This is a genomic window from Streptomyces sp. NPDC094143, from assembly GCF_040303825.1.
Lineage (GTDB): Bacteria > Actinomycetota > Actinomycetes > Streptomycetales > Streptomycetaceae > Streptomyces.
Genome location: NZ_JBEOTZ010000008.1, coordinates 217,359 through 236,065, shown reverse-complemented (window position 1 = coordinate 236,065; position 18,707 = coordinate 217,359). Strand labels below are relative to the sequence as shown.

Below are 18,707 nucleotides of genomic sequence, written 5' to 3'. Positions count from 1 at the left end.
TGAGGGCGGCGCCCTCAAGCGGCCGGACACGGCGAACCCCCCGGGGGCCGTGACCCGCCGGACACGGCGAACCCCCCGGGGGCCGTGACCCGCCGGACACGGCGAACCCCCCAGGGACCGGAACCCGCCGGACACGGCGAAGCCCCTCCTTCCGGGGGGGGCAGGAACCCGCCGGACTCGGCGCCCCCCCCAGGGACCGGAACCCGCCGGACACGGCGAAGCCCCCGGGGACCGGAACCCGCCGGGGGCTTGCGCGTGGGCCGTTTCGCCGGTCGGCTTGCGGTCGTCGCCCCGAGGGGCGGCGACGGGAGCGACGCCGGTTACACCGCCTCGGCCACCGGCGTCCTGGACGCCGGTCCGCCGGCCGTGCCGTCCTCCGCCGGCTTCGGGCCCGCTCCCTTCAGCGGTACCTCCTTCACGAACACCGCCGCCGCGAGCGCCAGGACCGCCACCGCCGCTCCGAGCAGGAACGCCGAGTGCGTGCCGGCCGCGACCGCGTGCTGGTAGGCCTCCCGGGCCGCCTCCGGCAGCTTGGCCAGGCCCGCCTGGTCGAGCTGGGCGGACTGCTCGGTCACCTTGGAGCCCAGCGCCCCGGCCCGCTCGGCCATGACGTCCTGGACACGGTGGTTGAACAGCGCGCCCATGATCGCCACGCCGAAGGAGGAACCGAGCGTGCGGAAGAGGGTGGCGGACGAGGACGCGACGCCCATGTCTTTCATCTCTACGCTGTTCTGCGCGACGAGCATGGTGATCTGCATCAGGCAGCCCATCCCGAGACCGACCACGGCCATGAACACGCCGGAGGTGAGCCGGGAGGTCCCCGTGTCCATCGTGGACAGCAGGTACAGGCCGACGATCATCAGCGCGCTGCCGAGCACCGGGAAGACCTTGTACCTGCCGGTGTTCGTCGTCACCCGCCCGGCGACCATCGACGTCACCAGCATCGCGCCCAGCATCGGCAGGAGGAGCAGCCCCGAGTTGGTCGCGGAGGCGCCCTGCACGGCCTGCTGGTAGAAGGGCAGGAACAGCGTGGCGCCGAACATCACGAAGCCCGTGATGAAGCCGATGACCGACATCAGCGTGAAGTTCCGGCTGCGGAAGATGTGCAGCGGCAGGACCGGCTCCGCGGCCCGCGTCTGCCAGAACACGAACCCGACGAGCGCGGCGACGCCGATGCCGATCAGCTCCATGATCCGCGCCGAGGACCAGGCGTACTCGGTGCCGCCCCACGTCGTCACCAGCACGATCGCGGTGATGCCGACGGTCAGCAGCACGGCGCCCAGGTAGTCGATCCGCGCCTGCGCCCGCTTCTTCGGCAGGTGCAGCACGGCGCTGACGGCGACCAGCGCGACCACGCCGAGCGGCAGGTTGATGTAGAACGCCCAGCGCCAGCCCCAGTTGTCGGTGATCGTGCCGCCGACCAGCGGGCCGCCGATCATCGCCAGCGCCATGACGCCGGCCATCATGCCCTGGTACTTGCCGCGTTCCCGGGGCGGGATCAGGTCGCCGATGATCGCCATGACGCCGACCATCAGACCGCCCGCGCCGAGGCCCTGGATCGCCCGGAAGCCGATGAGCTGCCCCATGTCCTGGGCCATGCCGCTGAGCGCCGAGCCGATCAGGAACAGGACGATCGACGACATGAACGTGCCCTTGCGGCCGTACATGTCGCCGAGCTTGCCCCACAGCGGGGTGGAGGCGGCGGTGGCGAGCGTGTACGAGGTGACGACCCACGAGAGGTGTTCGAGCCCGCCGAGCTCACCGACGATCGTCGGCATCGCCGTACCGATGATCATGTTGTCGAGCATCGCGAGCATCATCGCGATCATCAGCGCGAGGAGCACGACCCGCACGCTCCTGGGCTTCTTCCCCCCGGTGCCGGCGTCGGTCGCCACCGTGGTGTCCGTTGTGTCCGCCATCGTCGCTTCCCACTCCCCCTAGCTACTGCTACTTACTTGCCGACCGGCTAGTGCGACACTCGGGAAGCTAGCCGCGGAACTAGCCGGTCGTCAAGTAAGTTTTATGGAAAGCGAGCGGCGTAGGAGGATGGGCGGCACCATGGACGGCACCAGGCAGCGGCGCCGCGGGGACACCCGCCGGCGCATCCAGGACGTGGCCCTCGACCTCTTCGCGGAGCAGGGCTACGAGAAGACGTCACTGCGCGAGATCGCGGAGCACCTGGACGTGACCAAGGCTGCGCTCTACTACCACTTCAAGACGAAGGAAGAGATCCTCGTCAGCATCTTCGAGGACCTCACGCAGCCGATCGAGGACCTGATCGACTGGGGCCGGCGCCAGCCGCACACGCTGGAGACCAAGCAGGAGATCATCCGCCGCTACGCCGACACGCTCGCCCAGGCGGCACCGCTGTTCCGCTTCATGCACGACAACCAGGCGTCGGTACGGGACCTGCGGATCGGCGAGTCCTTCAAGGCGCGGGTGCACAGCCTGCGCGACATCATCGTCGACCCGGACGCGGACCTGGTCGACCAGGTCCGCTGCGCCAGCGCGATCTTCACGCTGCACGCCGGGATGTTCCTGCTCCAGGACGTGGGAGACGACCCCGAGGAACGGCACAAGGCCGTCCTCGAGGTCGCCACGGACCTGGTGACCCAGGCCCACCGGGGAGCCAGGGGCTCCTAGGGATCCGTCGGCCCGATCAGATCTTCACGCCCTTGCCGCGCAGGAACTTCACCGGGTCGACCGCCGAGCCGTAGTTCGGGCTCGTACGGATCTCGAAGTGCAGGTGGGGACCGCTGGAGTTGCCGGTGTTGCCGGAGCGGGCGATCTCCTGGCCGGTCTTGACGACCTGGCCGATCCGCACCTTGACCTGCGACAGGTGCGCGTACTGCGAGTACGTGCCGTTGCCGTGCTTGACCACGACGGCGTTGCCGTACGCGGGACCGTCACCGGCGCCGTTGGGACCGGCCTTGACCACGGTGCCGCCGTGGGCGGCGACGACCTGGGTGCCGCTCGGGACGGCGTAGTCCTGGCCGCTGTGGGTCGACTGCCACATGCCGCCGTTCTGGGCGAAGCTCGCGGAGAGCTTGTACTTCTTCACCGGGTCGACCCAGGACGGCTTGGCCTTCTTGGCCGCCTTCTTCACGGCGGCGGCCTTCTTCTGGGCCGCCTTCTTCGCGGCGGCGGCCTTCTCGGCCTTCACCGCCTCGGCCTTGGCGGCCTTGGCCTGGGCGGCGGCCTGTGCCTGGACGGCACTGGCGGCACCGGACGCGGCCGTGGTGTCGGCGGCGGCCGCGACCCCGGCCCCCAGTGCGGCCGAGACACCGAGGCCGGCGGCCAGCACGGTCGCACGGGTGCGGAGCTGGGACGTACGGGAAGAACGGGACGTGACGCGCTGGGACATCGAAACCTCGTGGGGAAGGGGACGGAGAAAACCACCCGGCGCGCAGTCGCTCGCCGAATGGCCATCCCTTGGTAACCCGAAGTCCGACAAACTCCCAAAAGCGTGATCTACGACAGAAGTTAGTAATTTAGTTCAGTGTTCTACGTCTCTTGACACAGCTCCCATTCGGGATGAATCCGGCCATGAGCACGCACTTCCGCCCCTTCTGCGGGCTCGCCACCCGGTCGGCACCCATCTCCCCCTGTCCCGTTATCCACTATTCCAGCTAGTAACGGACATATCGCCTGTGCGGCATGTCACCGGGGGCCCTCTTCGGCCATTCCGGAAATGTGGCGCACGCCTCTAGGCGCCTACCGTCCGGTAACCCTACGGTTCCCCTCGCGCCACCCTCGCCCACGAACATGCACACGACATGTTGGCAGCGTCAATGACGTGAGAGGACCCCCCACGACATGCAGACCCGACGCCCCTGGCTGCGCCACGCATCCGTCACCGCCGTCTCGGCGGCCGCCCTCGTGGCGATGGCCGCACCGGCCGAGGCCGCGACCCCGGCCCGCGCCTCCACGGCCGTCACCGCCGCGTCCGCCGCGGCGGACGTCGACTACGCCACCTGGCAGAAGGACTGCCAGGCGGTGATGGACCAGGCGCTGCCCTACCTGAGGCAGCGGATCGCGGCCCCGAAGCCCGGCGAGAAGCAGGCCGTCGTCCTCGACATCGACAACACGGCGCTGGAGACGGACTTCGGCTTCAGCTACCCGCAGCCGGCCAACAAGCCGGTCCTGGAGGCCGCCAGATACGCCCAGGAGCGCGGCGTCGCCGTGTTCTTCGTGACGGCCCGGCCCGGAATCATCTACTCGTTCACCGAGTACAACCTGAAGCAGACCGGCTACCGGGTCTCCGGGCTCTACGTCCGCGGCTTCGTCGACCTCTTCAAGAACGTCGCCGACTACAAGACGGCTCAGCGCGCCGACATCGAGAAGAAGGGCTACACGATCATCGCGAACATCGGCAACAGCGCCACCGACCTCTCGGGCGGCCACGCCGAGCGCACGTTCAAGCTGCCGGACTACGACGGGCAGCTCTCGTAGGGCTTCGGGCACGCGAGAGGGGCCGGTGCCTTTCGGCACCGGCCCCTCTCACTCGGCCGTGACGCTTACGCGTCCTTGCTCAGGTTCGGGCCGGTGCCACCGGCCGCCTGCTCGATCGGCGGGACGTCCGGCAGGGCCGACTTCTCCTCGCCGCGGAAGGTGAAGGTCTTGGCCTCGCCCTCGCCCTCCGTGTCCACGACCACGATGTGGCCGGGGCGGAGCTCGCCGAAGAGGATCTTCTCCGACAGCGAGTCCTCGATCTCGCGCTGGATGGTGCGGCGCAGCGGACGCGCACCCAGCACGGGGTCGTAGCCCTTCTTGGACAGCAGCTCCTTGGCGGACTGGGAGAGCTCGATGCCCATGTCCCGGTCCTTCAGGCGCTCGTCCACCTTGCCGATCATCAGGTCGACGATCTGGAGGATGTCCTCCTGGCTGAGCTGCGGGAAGACGACCACGTCGTCGACGCGGTTGAGGAACTCGGGCCGGAAGTGCTGCTTGAGCTCGTCCGAGACCTTGTTCTTCATGCGCTCGTAGTTGGTCTTCGTGTCACCCGAGGCCGCGAAGCCCAGGTTGAAGCCCTTGGAGATGTCCCGGGTGCCGAGGTTGGTCGTCATGATGATGACCGTGTTCTTGAAGTCCACGACCCGGCCCTGGGAGTCGGTCAGGCGACCGTCCTCCAGGATCTGCAGCAGCGAGTTGAAGATGTCCGGGTGGGCCTTCTCGACCTCGTCGAAGAGGACCACCGAGAACGGCTTGCGCCGCACCTTCTCGGTCAGCTGGCCGCCCTCCTCGTAGCCCACGTAGCCGGGGGGCGAACCGAAGAGACGCGAGACCGTGTGCTTCTCGCTGAACTCCGACATGTCGAGGGAGATCAGCGCGTCCTCGTCGCCGAAGAGGAACTCGGCGAGCGCCTTGGACAGCTCGGTCTTACCGACACCGGACGGGCCGGCGAAGATGAACGAGCCACCGGGGCGCTTGGGGTCCTTCAGACCGGCGCGCGTACGGCGGATCGCCTTCGACAGCGCCTTGACGGCGTCGGTCTGGCCGATGACCCGCTTGTGGAGCTCCTCCTCCATGCGCAGCAGGCGGGAGGACTCCTCCTCGGTCAGCTTGAAGACCGGGATGCCGGTGGCGGTCGCGAGGACCTCGGCGATCAGCTCGCCGTCGACCTCGGCGACGACGTCCATGTCGCCGGCCTTCCACTCCTTCTCCCGCTTGGCCTTGGCGGCGAGGAGCTGCTTCTCCTTGTCGCGCAGGGAGGCGGCCTTCTCGAAGTCCTGCGAGTCGATCGCGGACTCCTTGTCCCGGCGGACACCGGCGATCTTCTCGTCGAACTCGCGCAGGTCCGGCGGCGCGGTCATCCGGCGGATGCGCATCCGGGAACCGGCCTCGTCGATCAGGTCGATCGCCTTGTCCGGCAGGAAGCGGTCCGAGATGTACCGGTCGGCCAGCGTGGCGGCCTGGACCAGCGCCTCGTCCGTGATGGAGACGCGGTGGTGGGCCTCGTACCGGTCACGCAGACCCTTGAGGATCTCGATCGTGTGCGGCAGGGACGGCTCCGCGACCTGGATGGGCTGGAAGCGGCGCTCCAGGGCCGCGTCCTTCTCCAGGTGCTTGCGGTACTCGTCCAGCGTGGTCGCACCGATGGTCTGCAGCTCACCGCGGGCCAGCATCGGCTTCAGGATGGAGGCCGCGTCGATGGCGCCCTCGGCGGCACCCGCACCGACCAGCGTGTGCAGCTCGTCGATGAACAGGATGATGTCGCCGCGGGTGCGGATCTCCTTGAGCACCTTCTTCAGGCGCTCCTCGAAGTCACCGCGGTAGCGGGAGCCGGCGACCAGGGCACCGAGGTCCAGGGTGTAGAGGTGCTTGTCCTTGAGGGTCTCGGGCACCTCGCCCTTGACGATGGCCTGGGCGAGGCCCTCGACGACGGCGGTCTTGCCGACGCCGGGCTCACCGATCAGCACCGGGTTGTTCTTCGTACGGCGGGACAGCACCTGCATGACCCGCTCGATCTCCTTCTCGCGCCCGATGACCGGGTCGAGCTTGGACTCACGAGCGGCCTGGGTGAGGTTCCGGCCGAACTGGTCGAGGACCAGGGACGTGGAGGGCGTGCCCTCGGCAGGACCGCCGGCGGTGGCGGTCTCCTTGCCCTGGTAACCGGAGAGCAGCTGGATCACCTGCTGCCGCACGCGGTTCAGATCTGCGCCCAGCTTGACCAGGACCTGGGCGGCGACGCCCTCGCCCTCGCGGATCAGGCCGAGCAGGATGTGCTCCGTGCCGATGTAGTTGTGGCCCAGCTGAAGGGCCTCGCGGAGCGACAGCTCCAGGACCTTCTTGGCACGGGGGGTGAAGGGGATGTGCCCGGACGGGGCCTGCTGGCCCTGGCCGATGATCTCCTCCACCTGCTGGCGGACCGCCTCGAGCGAAATCCCGAGGCTCTCAAGGGCCTTGGCGGCGACACCTTCGCCCTCGTGGATCAGGCCCAGGAGGATGTGTTCAGTGCCGATGTAGTTGTGGTTGAGCATCCGGGCTTCTTCCTGAGCCAGGACGACAACCCGCCGCGCGCGGTCGGTGAACCTCTCGAACATCGTTAATCGCTCCTCAGAGCGGTCAGGCAGTGGGGGGAACTTCCCCTCCCTGTCCTTCCGCAGCTTAGTCCCGCGAGCGGGGACCGCTCATTCCAACTGCCGACACCGTCCTTGGCCTCCTGACCCCGAACGCCGACATCTGCTCCAACCCGATGGTGCGAGACGATGTTCCCGCAGGCCAGGCAGATACCCCACTCGCCAGTACGCCGATGGCGAACGTGAGACGTCCTTTCCTGCGTGTCGCCCCCTCCCACTAGGGATGTCTTACCCGCGGGGACCGACAGTCCATGCCGAGCGCCCCCGTTCCCTCCGCTACGGGCGAACAACCTTGCGCCTCCCCGCACCCCCCGCGCGCCCCCGCTTCGCCACGCGGTGCGCTCACATCGGCACACAAAGTGAACTCAGCGTAACCCGCACGCTCTTCCGCGGGTTGCACTTGGCATGTCCGGCGTCCTCCCCTCCGTGACCGCCCGCACACCCGGCGTGGTCCCACCACCCCGCCGCTGCCGCACCCGGCGGTGGTACGAGGACGACCTCGGCTGGCCGACGGCGCCCGGGGACCCGCTGCGCCTGGTCCTGGGGGTGCGCTTCGACGTCCTGGACGTACCGGCGGAAGCGGCACCGGCCGCGCTGCGGCGCCTCGGACCGCGCTCGCCGGTGGCCGTCCGCGGCGAGCGCGTCCAGCTGCTGGTGGCCGCGGGCAGCGCGGAGGAACTGCCGGGGCTGCTGGAGTGGCTGGACTGGGGAGCACTGCCGCTGGACGTGAGGGCACTCGGCGCGGGCGCGTTCCTGCGGGCGCCACTGCCGCCGGGGCCGAGCGCGCCACTGCCGGAGGCGTGGCTCGGGCGGGAGCCGTCGGCGCCGGGCGGGCCGGATACGCGGTTGCCCACAGGTGCGGGGGCCCCGTTGGTCAGCGGGCCGGATGCGCGCTCGGCCGTCGACACGGGTGCTGCGTCGTTCCGCGGGGCGGATGCGGGTGCTGCGTCGTTCCGCGGGGCGGATGCGGGCGCAGCGTCGTTCCGCGGGGCGGATGCGGGGATGCGCGCAGGGGCGGGCGGCCCGGCCTTCACAGGACCGGATGCGCGGTTGCCCACAGGCGCGGGCGCCCCGTTGGTCGACGGGCCGGATGCGCGGTCGCCCGCCGACTCGGGAGCAGCGTCGTTCAGCGGGGCGGATGCGCGGTTGACCGTCGACGCGGGTGCTGCGTCGTTCAGCGGGGCGGATGCGCGGTTGACCGTCGACGCGGGTGCTGCGTCGTTCAGCGGGGCGGATGCGCGGTTGACCGTCGGCCGGGGCGCAGCGGCGTCCTCCGGGGCGGGCGGGCCGGCGGCGCGTGGATCCGGCCCGGGGGCCGGCCGGCCGCCTTCCCGGGGTCGGCTCGGTTCCCAGGGGGCCGCCGTGTGGCTGCGGCCCCCCGAGCCGGGGTGCGAGGTCGAGGCCTCGCTGCCGACGCTGTCGGCCTTGGGGGGCGGAGGAGACGCCCCCGATCTCGTGCGGCTGGTGGACACGGTGGCCACGCAGTGCCACCGGGCCCGGCTGCGGCGCGCGGGCGCCCAGCCGCCGGCCTTGCGTGCGCAGGGTCGGTAGTGCCGCTGTTCAGCCGTTGGCCTTCTCGTAAGCCTCGCGGATGGTCGCGGGAACACGGCCTCGGTCGTTGACCTCGTAGCCGTTCTCCTTCGCCCAGGCGCGGATCGCCGCGGTGTCCTGGCTGCCGCCCGAAGCGGCGCGCGTCTTTCCACGCCCGCCCGAAGCACGGCCTCCGGTACGACGACCGCCCTTCACGTAAGGCTCGAGAAGGCCACGGAGCTTGTCCGCATTGGCGGTGGTGAGATCGATCTCGTACGTCTTGCCGTCCAGCGCGAACGTCACGGTCTCGTCCGCCTCGCCGCCGTCGAGGTCGTCGACAAGAAGGACCTGAACCTTCTGTGCCACCGGATTTCCTTTCATCGATATCTTCAGGGCCGGGTGTGCCGGCGTCCGCCGTATCGCCGTCCCCTGTTATATGCAGTACTGCAGTACCTCGGAAAGCAAACCGCTTTTGCCGGAAAAACACAAACCCTCGGCAGAGACCGGGACCCCCACCTCCGTCCGGAAACGTGCGCGTTTCGGACATAGGCCACCTGGGCAGGGGGCGCGGCACGGAATATGCCTTGACGAACCGGGCGGGCCCGGTTGTGGCCGGACTGTTGTCCGCCCGGCGATCACAGATGCAGAAGCATCCGGCTGTTGCCCAAGGTGTTCGGTTTCACTCGTTCGAGACCGAGGAACTCCGCGACACCCTCGTCATAGGAACGCAGCAGCTCCGCGTAGACATCCGTGTCGACCGGGGTCTCGCCGATCTCCACGAAGCCGTGCTTGCCGAAGAAGTCGACTTCGAAGGTCAGACAGAAAACGCGGCGAACGCCGAGCCAGCGGGCGGTCTGCAGCAACTTCTCCAGCACTTGGTGTCCGACACCCGCGCCCTTGAGGCCGGGCTTCACCGCGAGAGTGCGCACTTCCGCGAGGTCTTCCCACATCACGTGCAGGGCGCCGCAGCCGACGACCTCGGCGTTGTCGTCGCGTTCCGCGACCCAGAACTCCTGGATGTCCTCGTAAAGGGTCACCGTGGCTTTGTCGAGGAGGATGCCGCCGCGGACGTAGGCGTCGAGGAGGCGGCGTACGGCCGGGACATCGCTGGTGCGGGCCCGTCGGACGGTGATGGCTTTTGCGGGGGCATCGGGGCTCTTCGCGGACATGAACGGACGCTATCGCCCGCCGCGCCCCTGAGCGGAGGCGGGGTTCCGCGGGGGGCCTTCCCGGGGTTCCGCCTGTTCCGGCTGTTCCGCCTGTTCCGTCTCGGCTGACGGTTCGGGGGCTTCCGCGGATTCCGACGGTTCGGTCGGTTCCTGGGTTTCCGGGCCCTGGACGATGCGTACGGCATCGGTGAGAGCCTGGCGCTGTTCCTCGCTCATCATGCCGAAGAAGGCGACGAGAGCGGCGGCGGGGTTGTCACTCTGCGACCAGGCGTCGTTCATCAGGGCGGCGGCGTAGGCGGCTCGGGTGGAGACCGCCTCATATCGATAGGCGCGGCCTTCCGCCTCGCGGCGCACCCAGCCCTTCTGGTGGAGATTGTCCAAAACGGTCATCACCGTGGTGTAGGCGATGGACCGCTCCTTCTGAAGATCTTCCAGGACTTCTCGAACGGTCACGGGGCGGTTCCACTTCCAGACCCGCGACATGACCGCGTCTTCGAGTTCTCCCAATGGACGAGGCACAGCTCAGAACAATAGTGGGAGATCTCGGTATTGGCGTGGCGGACGTGCGCTTCACCGGCGAACGGGAACAAAAAGGGCGTACGACTCGAATGTGCGGGCGCCGTAGGCGGGCCCCGCGGAGTCGTACGCCGTGGGAGGGGTGGGTCAGGCGTCGGCCTTCGGGCCGGCCGCGGAGGCCTGGCGGGCGCCCTCCACGCGCGTGAGGGCGGCGTCGACGGCCGCGTCCTCCTTGGCCTTGTTGGCGCCGCCCTGGGTCTTCACGATCACCCGGATCACGCCGACGAAGAAGACGGCCATGACGACCGGGGGCAGGAGCGCGGAGACGTAGTCCATGGATCCAGGGTAGCCACGTCAGCCCGCGGCGAGCTGCTGGGGGTTCGCCGGGGGTGGCGGGGCGGGCTTGCGACGCGGGAAGACCTCGCCCGGGGTGGGGATGGGGCGGGAGGGCTTCGGGTCGCCCGGAGCGGGGGCCGGGCCCGGGGCGGGCCTGGGGGCGGGCTTCGGGGCCGGCGACTTGCGGGCGGGTTTCTTCTCGGGCTGCTTGTCGGCTCCGCCGGGGAGGGCCAGGAGCCGGGTGCGGGCCGCGGGGACGGTGGAGTGCGCACCGGGGCGGGCGGGGGCGCCCGTGCCGACGAGGATGACCGAGCAGCGGTCCAGGAGGGCCGCGGCGGAGGGGTTGCCGCGCAGGGCGCGCAGGGCGGTGAGGTCGTCGGGGCGGGGGCGGTAGCCGGCGGCCAGGGCCTCGTCGAGGAGTGTGAGGTAACCGGCGGCGGCGCCGGGCAGGGCGGCGCGGTACCGGCCCAGGTCGGCCACGAGGAAGGCGCGCAGCCTGGCCCCCTCCCGCATCGCCTCGTCGAGCGACTCTGCGAGGCGGAGACAGTCCTGGACGTCGTCGGACGATGCGGAGGTCGGGTGGAGGGCGAGGGCGAGAGCGCGGCGGAGCACACGCAGCTCCTCCACGCCGAACGCCATGCCGCCGCGGGATCCGTAGGGCGTGGGCATGCGGCGACGATACGCGCTAATCAGACAATTTCGACATAGCGGACGGGTGTGGCGTGGGGGACCACTCGGGTGGGCGGGGTCCCGTCGGATGTCTCCGGTGGGTGGGGGTGTGCGTCTTCGCCTGACGCCGGTGGTGGGTCGGGGCCGCGCCGTCCCGCGGGTGCGGGCGGACGGGGGCGGACCCCGGTCCGCTCAGCTGCGGGCAGTCGTGCCGCTGGGGCGGCACGGGTGGGCGCAGCGGTACCTCGGCGCGCCGAGTCGCGCACCCACCCGGCCTCGCGCCCCGGCGCGGCTCACATGCGCGACACGTTCCGCTCGTACACCAGGCGCAGGCCGATCAGCGTCAGCCACGGCTCGTGCTCGTCGATGACCGAGGACTCGCCCAGGACCATCGGTGCCAGGCCGCCCGTCGCGATGACGGTGACGTCGTCCGGGTCCTCCGCCAGTTCGCGGGCCACGCGGTTGACGACGCCGTCGACCTGGCCGGCGAAACCGTAGACGATGCCCGACTGCATCGCCTCGACCGTGTTCTTGCCGATCACGCTGCGGGGCCGGGCCACCTCGATCTTGCGGAGCTGGGCGCCGCGGACGCCGAGGGCCTCGACGGAGATCTCGATGCCGGGGGCGATGACACCGCCGACGTACTCGCCACGCGCGCTGACCGCGTCGAACGTCGTCGCCGTGCCGAAGTCGACGACGATCGCGGGGCCGCCGTAGAGCTCGACGGCCGCGACCGCGTTGATGATGCGGTCCGCGCCGACCTCCTTGGGGTTGTCCATGAGGATCGGCACGCCGGTCTTGACGCCCGGTTCGACGAGGATGGCGGGCACGTCGCCGTAGTAGCGGCGCGTCACCTCGCGGAGCTCGTGCAGGACCGAGGGGACGGTCGCGCAGATGGCGATGCCGTCGATGCCGTCGCCCAGTTCGTCGCCGAGCAGCGGGTGCATGCCCATCAGGCCCTGGAGCAGGACCGCCAGTTCGTCGGCGGTGCGGCGCGCGTCCGTGGAGATGCGCCAGTGTTCGACGATCTCCTCGCCGTCGAACAGGCCCAGGACCGTGTGGGTGTTTCCTACGTCGATCGTCAGCAGCATGGCCCGTACCCGCTCCCCTACTCCGCCGGCCGCAGGTCCAGGCCGATGTCCAGGATCGGCGAGGAGTGGGTGAGGGCCCCGACGGCCAGGTAGTCGACGCCGGTGTCGGCGTAGGCCCTGGCGTTGTCGAGGGTGAGGCGGCCGGATGCCTCCAGGGCGGCGCGGCCCCGGACGATCGCGACGGCCTCCGCGCACTCCGCCGGTGTGAAGTTGTCCAGCAGGATCAGGTCGGCGCCGGCGTCCAGGACCTCGCGCAGCTGGTGCAGGGTGTCGACCTCGACCTCGATGGGGACGTCGGGGAAGCGCTCACGGACCGCCTGGAAGGCCTGGGCGACGCCGCCCGCGGCGACCACGTGGTTGTCCTTGACCAGGGCCGCGTCCGAGAGGGACATGCGGTGGTTGACGCCGCCGCCGCAGCGGACCGCGTACTTCTCCAGGCTGCGCAGGCCGGGGGTGGTCTTGCGGGTGTCGCGGACCCGGGCCTTGGTGCCCTCCAGGACGTCCGCCCACGCGCGCGTGGCCGTCGCGACGCCCGACAGGCGGCACAGGATGTTCAGCGCGCTGCGCTCGGCGGTGAGCAGGTCGCGGGTGCGGGTGGTGATGGAGAGGAGCTTCTGGCCCGCCTCGACGCGGTCGCCGTCCTCCGCGTGGCGCTCGATCTCGAGTTCCTCTTCGCAGACGACCGAGACGACCGCCTCGGCGACGCGCAGGCCGGCCACGACGCCCGCCTCGCGGGCGGTGAAGTCGGCGGTGGCGACCGCGTCCTCGGGGATGGTCGCGACCGTGGTCACGTCCACGCCGTGAGCCAGGTCCTCCTGGAGGGCCACGTTGGCGATGTCCTCGACCTCGACGGGGTCGAGGCCGGCGTCGGCCAGCAACTGGGCGAGGGCGGGGTCGAGCCCGCTCTCCAGGTACGCCTCGTCGTCCGCGCCGCAGGCGCAGCCGTCACCGCAGCCTCCGGAGGAGGCGAGGGGAAGCTCGGGGGTGGTCACGTCGGTCACTGCTCCTGGAGGGCGGGGGGCGGGAAGGTCGCGGGGAAGTCTGTCGTGTCCGTGGTGTGCACGGCCAGGCTCCGGTCGGGGTTCAGGCGTACGACGATGTGGCGGCGCCAGGCCTCGTCGTCGCGCTCGGGGTGGTCCTCGCGCCAGTGGCAGCCCCGGGTCTCCTCGCGCAGCCGGGCGGCGGCGACCAGGACGCGGGCCACGCACAGCAGGTTGGTGGCCTCCCAGGTGTCGGTGCCGGGCTCGGCCGTCTTGCCGTTCTCGGCGAGGGCCTCCCGGGCGTCCGTGTGCAGGCGCTGGAGCTGGTCGGCGGCCTTGGTGAGCGACTCCGCCGAGCGCAGGACGCCCGCCCCGCGGGTCATGATCCGCTGGATGGTGAAGCGGGCCTCGGCGGTCTGCAGGGGGTGCTCGGGGATCTCGGGGTGGGGCAGCGGCTGCGGCACACGGGCGTGCAGGCCCGTCGCCGCGATGTCGGCCGCGATGCGCTCGGCGTAGACGAGCCCTTCGAGCAGGGAGTTGGAGGCCAGGCGGTTGGCGCCGTGCACGCCGGTGCAGGCGACCTCGCCGCACGCGTACAGGCCGGGGACGGTCGTCCGGCCGTGGGAGTCGGTGCGGACGCCGCCGGAGGCGTAGTGGGCGGCCGGGGCGACCGGGACGGGCTCGGTGACCGGGTCGATGCCGTGGGCGCGGCAGGCGGCCAGGATCGTCGGGAAGCGGTGCTCCCACATCTCGGCGCCGAAGTGGCGGGCGTCGAGGAACATGTGCTCGGCGTCCTGCTCCTGCATGCGGCGCATGATGCCCTTGGCGACGATGTCCCGGGGGGCGAGTTCGGCGAGTTCGTGCTGTCCGACCATGAAGCGCACGCCGTCGGCGTCCACAAGGTGGGCGCCCTCGCCGCGTACCGCCTCGGACACCAGGGGCTGCTGGCCCTCCGCGTCCGGGCCGAGGAACAGCACGGTCGGGTGGAACTGGACGAACTCCAGGTCGCTGACCTCGGCGCCCGCCCGCAGGGCCAGGGCCACGCCGTCGCCGGTCGAGACCGCGGGGTTGGTCGTGGCGGAGAAGACCTGGCCCATGCCGCCGGTGGCCAGGACCACGGCGGGGGCGTGGACCGCCCCGACGCCGTCGTGCTGGCCCTCCCCCATGACGTGCAGGCTGACACCGGCCGTGCGGCCCTCGGCGTCGGTGAGGAGGTCCAGCACGAGCGCGTTCTCGACGGTGCGCATGCCGCGCGCGCGGACCGCCTCGACCAGGGCGCGGGAGATCTCGGCGCCGGTGGCGTCACCGCCCGCGTGGGCGATGCGGCGGCGGTGGTGGCCGCCCTCGCGGGTGAGTTCGAGTCCGCCACCGGAGGACTCGTCGAACCGGGCGCCGGTTTCGATGAGGCGGCGTACGGCGTCGGGGCCCTCGGTGACGAGGATGCGCACCGCCTCCTCGTCGCACAGGCCCGCGCCGGCGACCAGGGTGTCGTCGAGGTGCTGTTCGGGGGTGTCGCCCTCGCCGAGGGCCGCGGCGATGCCGCCCTGGGCCCAGCGGGTGGAGCCGTCGTCGAGCCGGGCCTTGGTGACGACCACGGTGCTCAGCCCCGCGGCCTCGCAGCGCAGGGCCGCGGTCAGCCCGGCGACGCCGGAGCCGACGACGACCACGTCCGCCGCGATGGACCATCCGGGGGCGGGCGCGTGCAGTCGTATGCCTGTGGAGGTCACGAGGCGGCTCCGAAGGTTCCGAAGGAGAGGGGGATGTTGTCGATCAGCCGGGTCGTCCCGACCCGGGCGGCGACGGCCAGGACCGCCTCGCCGGTGAAGTCGTCGCCGATCTCGGTGAAGTCGGACGGGTCGACCAGGGCGAGGTAGTCCAGCCTGAGCGGCGGGTCGAGACGGGCGGCCTCGTCGAGGACCTGGCGGGCGGCCGCGCGGACGGCGGCCGGGCCGCCCGGGACGGCCGTCGCCACGGCGTGCGCGTCGGCCGCCGCGCGGGACTCGCCGAGGGCACTGAGAGCTGCGGCACGCGCGCGGCTGGCGGGCACCTCGCGGGCCCGGGCGCGCAGCGCCTCCTGCGCGGCGTGCCGGTCCCGGCCCGCGAACAGGGCCCGGGACAGGGCCAGGGCCGTGCGCCGCTCACGGTCGGAGAGGTAGCGGTTGCGGCTGGACAGGGCCAGGCCGTCCTCCTCGCGGACGGTGGGGACGCCGACGATCTCCACGCCGAAGTTCAGGTCCCGCACCATGCGGCGGATCAGGGCCAGCTGCTGGGCGTCCTTCTGGCCGTACAGGGCGACGTCGGGGCGGGTGAGGTGCAGCAGCTTGGCGACGACCGTGAGCATGCCGTCGAAGTGCCCGGGGCGGGAGGCGCCCTCCAGGCGCTCGCCCATGGGACCCGCGGTGACACGGACCTGGGGCTCGCCGCCCGGGTAGACCTCGTCGACGGAGGGCGCGAACACGACGTCGGCGCCCGACCGCCCGGCGAGCTCGACGTCGGCGTCCAGGGTGCGCGGGTAGCGGTCGAGGTCCTCACCCGCGCCGAACTGCAGCGGGTTGACGAAGACGGTGACGACGACCTCGCCCTCGCGGCCCGCGATGGTGCGGGCGGTGCGGATGAGCGTGGCGTGGCCCTCGTGCAGGGCGCCCATGGTCATCACCACCGCGCGGCGGCCCGCACGCGCGCGGGCGTGCAGTTCACCGGCGGTGCGCAGCAGGGTGGTGGTCATCGGGCGTCCCTCCCGGGGCCGTCGGTGCTGCCGTCGGTGCCGTCGGCGAGTACCCCGAGGAGGTCCTCGGCGAGCTCCGGCTTCAGCAGGCCGTGCGCCAGGGCCCGGTCGGCGGTGGCGCGGGCCATGGCCAGGTATCCGGCGACGGTCTGCGGGGCGTGCCGGCGCAGCTCGGCGACGTGCGCGGCGACCGTGCCCGCGTCCCCGCGAGCGACCGGGCCGGTCAGGGCCGCGTCACCGGAGCGCAGGGCGTTGTCCAGGGCCGCGCCGAGCAGCGGGCCGAGCATCCGGTCGGGGGCGGCGACCCCGGCGGTGCTCAGCAGCTCCATGGACTGGGCGACGAGCGTGACCAGGTGGTTGGCGCCCAGGGCGAGGGCGGCGTGGTAGAGCGGCCGGTTCTCCTCGGCGATCCACTCCGGCTCGCCGCCCATCTCGATGACCAGGGCCTCGGCGGCCAGGCGCAGCTCCTCGGGCGCGGTGACGCCGAAGGAGCAGCCGGCCAGGCGCTGGACGTCCACGGGCGTGCCGGTGAAGGTCATCGCCGGGTGCAGGGCCAGCGGCAGCGCGCCCGCGCGCCGGGCGGGGTCGAGCACGCCCACGCCGTACCGGCCGGAGGTGTGCACGAGCAGCTGCCCGGGCCGTACGGAGCCGGTGTCGGCGAGGCCCGCGACCAGCTTCGGCAGGGCGTCGTCCGGGACGGTCAGCAGCACCAGGTCGGCCCGCTCCAGGACGTCCTCGGGGGGCATCACCGGCACGTCGGGCAGCAGCTGCGCGGCCCGGCGCCGGGAGGCGTCGGAGACCGCGGACACGGCGACCGGGCGGTGCCCGGCGAGCTGGAGGGAAGCGGCCAGCGCGGGTCCCACGCGGCCGGCGCCGACGACGCCGACGGTGAGCCGCGCGGGGCGGTCCCTGGGATCTGGCTGTGGGGTTGTGTTCACTCGACGGCGGCCTTCCCGTTCCAGTCCGCTCCGGGTACCGGACGATTTCTCGTCATGTTAACGCGATCGGTTCCGGGGGCGTCCGGTTGTCCACAGGCTGTGCGTTCCGGTGGACAGGGCACCGGTCGGCATGCCTACGGACTGACGACCGGGGCCCGCAGGGAAATGCGGATGCCGGGCCGCACGCGCGCGGGGGAGGATCCGGGGCATGACTGACACGGCGGAACAGGACGATCGGGTACCGGACGAGGACCGCAGGGCGCAGTTGCGCAGGCGGCGGCTGACCGCCCACCGCGGCGCGCACCGGGTGATGGCGCGCTTCGGCTTCCACCAGACGCTGCGCGAGCGCCTGACCCGGCTGGACGCGGCGGGCGACGTGTACGACCTGGACGAGCTGTCCGACGTGTACGGCGACGGCGTCGTCGAGGCCCTGGAGGGCAGGGTCGCCGAGCTGCTCGGCACCGAGGCCGCCGCGTTCTTCCCGACCGGCACGATGGCCCAGCAGGTGGCGCTGCGCTGCTGGGCGGGCCGCACCGGGAACCCGACCGTCGCCCTGCACGCCCTCGGCCATCCGGAGGTGCACGAGCGGAACGCGTTCAGCGAGGTCGGCGGCCTGCGCCCGGTGCGTGTGACGAGCGAGCCGCGGCTGCCGACGGCCGCGGAGGTCCGGGACTTCGAGGAGCCGTTCGGCGCGCTGATGCTGGAGCTGCCCCTGAGGGACGCCGGTTTCGTGCTGCCCTCCTGGGAGGAGCTGACCGCTGTCGTCGCGGCCGCGCGGGAGCGGGACGCGGTGGTGCACTTCGACGGGGCCCGGCTGTGGGAGTCCACCGTCCACCTCGGCCGGCCCCTGGCGGAGATCGCGGGCCTGGCCGACAGCGTCTACGTGTCGTTCTACAAGTCCCTGGAGGCGTTCGGCGGCGCGGCCCTCGCGGGCCCGGCCGGACTCGTCGCCGAGGCGAAGGCCTGGCGGCACCGGTACGGCGGCCTGGTCTTCCAGCAGTTCCCCACCGCCCTGTCGGCGCTGATCGGGCTGGAGCGGGAGCTGCCCCGGCTCCCGGAGTACGTGGCGCACGCGCGCGTGGTGGCCGCCGCCCTGCGCGAGGGGTTCGCGGCGGCCGGGACGTGGGCGCGGGTGTACCCGAGGGTGCCGCACACCCACGACTTCCAGGTCTGGCTGCCGTACGACCCCGACGTCCTCGCCGAGACGGCGGTCCGCACCGCCGAGGAGACGGGTGCCGTCCTGTTCGGCAACGCGTGGGACCGGCGCGGTCCGGACCTGGCGTTCACCGAGATCCATGTGCGGTCGGCCGCGCTGGAGTGGACCGCCGAGGACGTGAAGGCCGCGGTCGCGGAGTTCGTGGCCAGGCTCCCGGAGCAGGTCAGGTAGGGCGCCGCCACCACCGCACCAGGGCCGCCCGGAACCCGCGGCGGACCGGGCGGCCCGCGAGGACGGCCCGGAAGTGCCGTTCGTCGCGCCATTCCCGTACGACCTGCCACTCGTGCGTGCCCGGCGCGGGCGGGGCGGTCTCGCCCAGGGACCGGGCGCGGTGGGCGTCGAGGAGGTACTGCTGCGTGATGCTCATGACTGATCGCCTCTGCGGGACGGGAGGGGGAGGTCCGAAGGCTCCGCGGAAGGCCCCGGTCCTCCCACCGTGCGCCCGTGCCCCGCGGGTC

General features: G+C 71.8%; 17 protein-coding genes and 2 pseudogenes. 5 read left to right on the top strand and 14 right to left on the bottom strand.

The features are described from left to right. Positions 1-320: 320 nt before the first annotated feature. A complete protein-coding gene (locus ABTZ58_RS13910) occupies positions 321-1,919 on the bottom strand; it encodes an MDR family MFS transporter (protein WP_351354950.1) in 1,599 nt (532 codons plus the stop codon). A 127-nt stretch (positions 1,920-2,046) separates the two neighbouring features. Between ABTZ58_RS13910 and ABTZ58_RS13905 the strand changes: the two genes are divergently transcribed. After that, positions 2,047-2,643, top strand: coding sequence for a TetR/AcrR family transcriptional regulator (locus ABTZ58_RS13905; RefSeq protein ID WP_351354947.1), 597 nt, complete (start codon positions 2,047-2,049; stop codon positions 2,641-2,643). Between the two features lie 16 nt (positions 2,644-2,659). Here ABTZ58_RS13905 and ABTZ58_RS13900 read toward each other — a convergent pair whose 3' ends face one another. Further along, a complete protein-coding gene (locus ABTZ58_RS13900; RefSeq protein WP_351354944.1) occupies positions 2,660-3,364 on the bottom strand; it encodes a M23 family metallopeptidase in 705 nt (234 codons plus the stop codon). 452 nt (positions 3,365-3,816) lie between these two features. Here ABTZ58_RS13900 and ABTZ58_RS13895 point away from each other — a divergent pair, with 452 nt between their 5' ends. Further along, entirely contained in the window at positions 3,817-4,452 is a 636-nt protein-coding gene (locus ABTZ58_RS13895; RefSeq protein WP_351354941.1) for an HAD family acid phosphatase, read from the top strand. A 65-nt stretch (positions 4,453-4,517) separates the two neighbouring features. Here the strand turns inward: ABTZ58_RS13895 and ABTZ58_RS13890 are convergent, their stop codons facing one another. After that, a complete protein-coding gene (locus ABTZ58_RS13890; protein ID WP_351354938.1) occupies positions 4,518-7,043 on the bottom strand; it encodes an ATP-dependent Clp protease ATP-binding subunit in 2,526 nt (841 codons plus the stop codon). A 441-nt stretch (positions 7,044-7,484) separates the two neighbouring features. Between ABTZ58_RS13890 and ABTZ58_RS13885 the strand changes: the two are divergent. Together ABTZ58_RS13885 and ABTZ58_RS13880 are read left to right on the top strand one after the other, a co-directional pair. Further along, a pseudogene (locus ABTZ58_RS13885) lies at positions 7,485-7,808 on the top strand (SCO3374 family protein); the annotation flags it as partial. A 546-nt stretch (positions 7,809-8,354) separates the two neighbouring features. Next, a pseudogene (locus ABTZ58_RS13880) lies at positions 8,355-8,630 on the top strand (SCO3374 family protein); the annotation flags it as partial. A gap of 9 nt (positions 8,631-8,639) precedes the next feature. Here the strand turns inward: ABTZ58_RS13880 and ABTZ58_RS13875 are convergent. The 10 genes from ABTZ58_RS13875 to ABTZ58_RS13830 all read right to left on the bottom strand — a co-directional run bounded on the left by ABTZ58_RS13875 (position 8,640) and on the right by ABTZ58_RS13830 (position 17,033). After that, a complete protein-coding gene (locus tag ABTZ58_RS13875) occupies positions 8,640-8,975 on the bottom strand; it encodes a histone-like nucleoid-structuring protein Lsr2 (protein WP_351354936.1) in 336 nt (111 codons plus the stop codon). Positions 8,976-9,244: 269 nt separating this feature from the next. Then, positions 9,245-9,778, bottom strand: a complete 534-nt coding sequence (locus tag ABTZ58_RS13870; protein ID WP_351354933.1) for an amino-acid N-acetyltransferase — start codon at positions 9,776-9,778, stop codon at positions 9,245-9,247. Positions 9,779-9,787: 9 nt separating this feature from the next. After that, entirely contained in the window at positions 9,788-10,261 is a 474-nt protein-coding gene (locus ABTZ58_RS13865; protein ID WP_502996063.1) for a BlaI/MecI/CopY family transcriptional regulator, read from the bottom strand. A 180-nt stretch (positions 10,262-10,441) separates the two neighbouring features. Beyond that, positions 10,442-10,630: a hypothetical protein gene (locus tag ABTZ58_RS13860; protein WP_351354927.1), complete on the bottom strand. Its 189-nt coding sequence runs from the start codon at positions 10,628-10,630 to the stop codon at positions 10,442-10,444. Between the two features lie 18 nt (positions 10,631-10,648). Continuing rightward, entirely contained in the window at positions 10,649-11,269 is a 621-nt protein-coding gene (locus ABTZ58_RS13855; RefSeq protein ID WP_351355048.1) for a hypothetical protein, read from the bottom strand. Positions 11,270-11,592: 323 nt separating this feature from the next. Further along, positions 11,593-12,390 (bottom strand): type III pantothenate kinase, encoded by a 798-nt coding sequence (locus ABTZ58_RS13850; RefSeq protein WP_351354924.1) that lies wholly within the window; start codon positions 12,388-12,390, stop codon positions 11,593-11,595. Positions 12,391-12,407: 17 nt separating this feature from the next. Then, positions 12,408-13,382, bottom strand: coding sequence for a carboxylating nicotinate-nucleotide diphosphorylase (nadC, locus tag ABTZ58_RS13845; RefSeq protein WP_351354922.1), 975 nt, complete (start codon positions 13,380-13,382; stop codon positions 12,408-12,410). 5 nt (positions 13,383-13,387) lie between these two features. Next, on the bottom strand, positions 13,388-15,097 hold the full coding sequence (locus tag ABTZ58_RS13840) for an L-aspartate oxidase (RefSeq protein ID WP_351354919.1): 1,710 nt from the start codon (positions 15,095-15,097) through the stop codon (positions 13,388-13,390). Beyond that, positions 15,094-16,095, bottom strand: a complete 1,002-nt coding sequence (panC, locus tag ABTZ58_RS13835) for a pantoate--beta-alanine ligase (RefSeq protein WP_351354916.1) — start codon at positions 16,093-16,095, stop codon at positions 15,094-15,096. The genes ABTZ58_RS13840 and panC overlap by 4 nt, the downstream gene beginning before the upstream one ends. Further along, a complete protein-coding gene (locus ABTZ58_RS13830) occupies positions 16,092-17,033 on the bottom strand; it encodes a Rossmann-like and DUF2520 domain-containing protein (RefSeq protein WP_351354913.1) in 942 nt (313 codons plus the stop codon). The genes panC and ABTZ58_RS13830 overlap by 4 nt, the downstream gene beginning before the upstream one ends. 208 nt (positions 17,034-17,241) lie before the next feature. Between ABTZ58_RS13830 and ABTZ58_RS13825 the strand changes: the two genes are divergently transcribed. Then, positions 17,242-18,420, top strand: a complete 1,179-nt coding sequence (locus ABTZ58_RS13825; RefSeq protein WP_351354910.1) for a threonine aldolase family protein — start codon at positions 17,242-17,244, stop codon at positions 18,418-18,420. On the opposite strand, the gene ABTZ58_RS13820 is transcribed toward ABTZ58_RS13825, so the two are convergent. Beyond that, entirely contained in the window at positions 18,413-18,616 is a 204-nt protein-coding gene (locus tag ABTZ58_RS13820; RefSeq protein ID WP_351354908.1) for a hypothetical protein, read from the bottom strand. The two genes, ABTZ58_RS13825 and ABTZ58_RS13820, sit on opposite strands and share 8 nt — an antisense overlap. Positions 18,617-18,707: the final 91 nt, after the last annotated feature.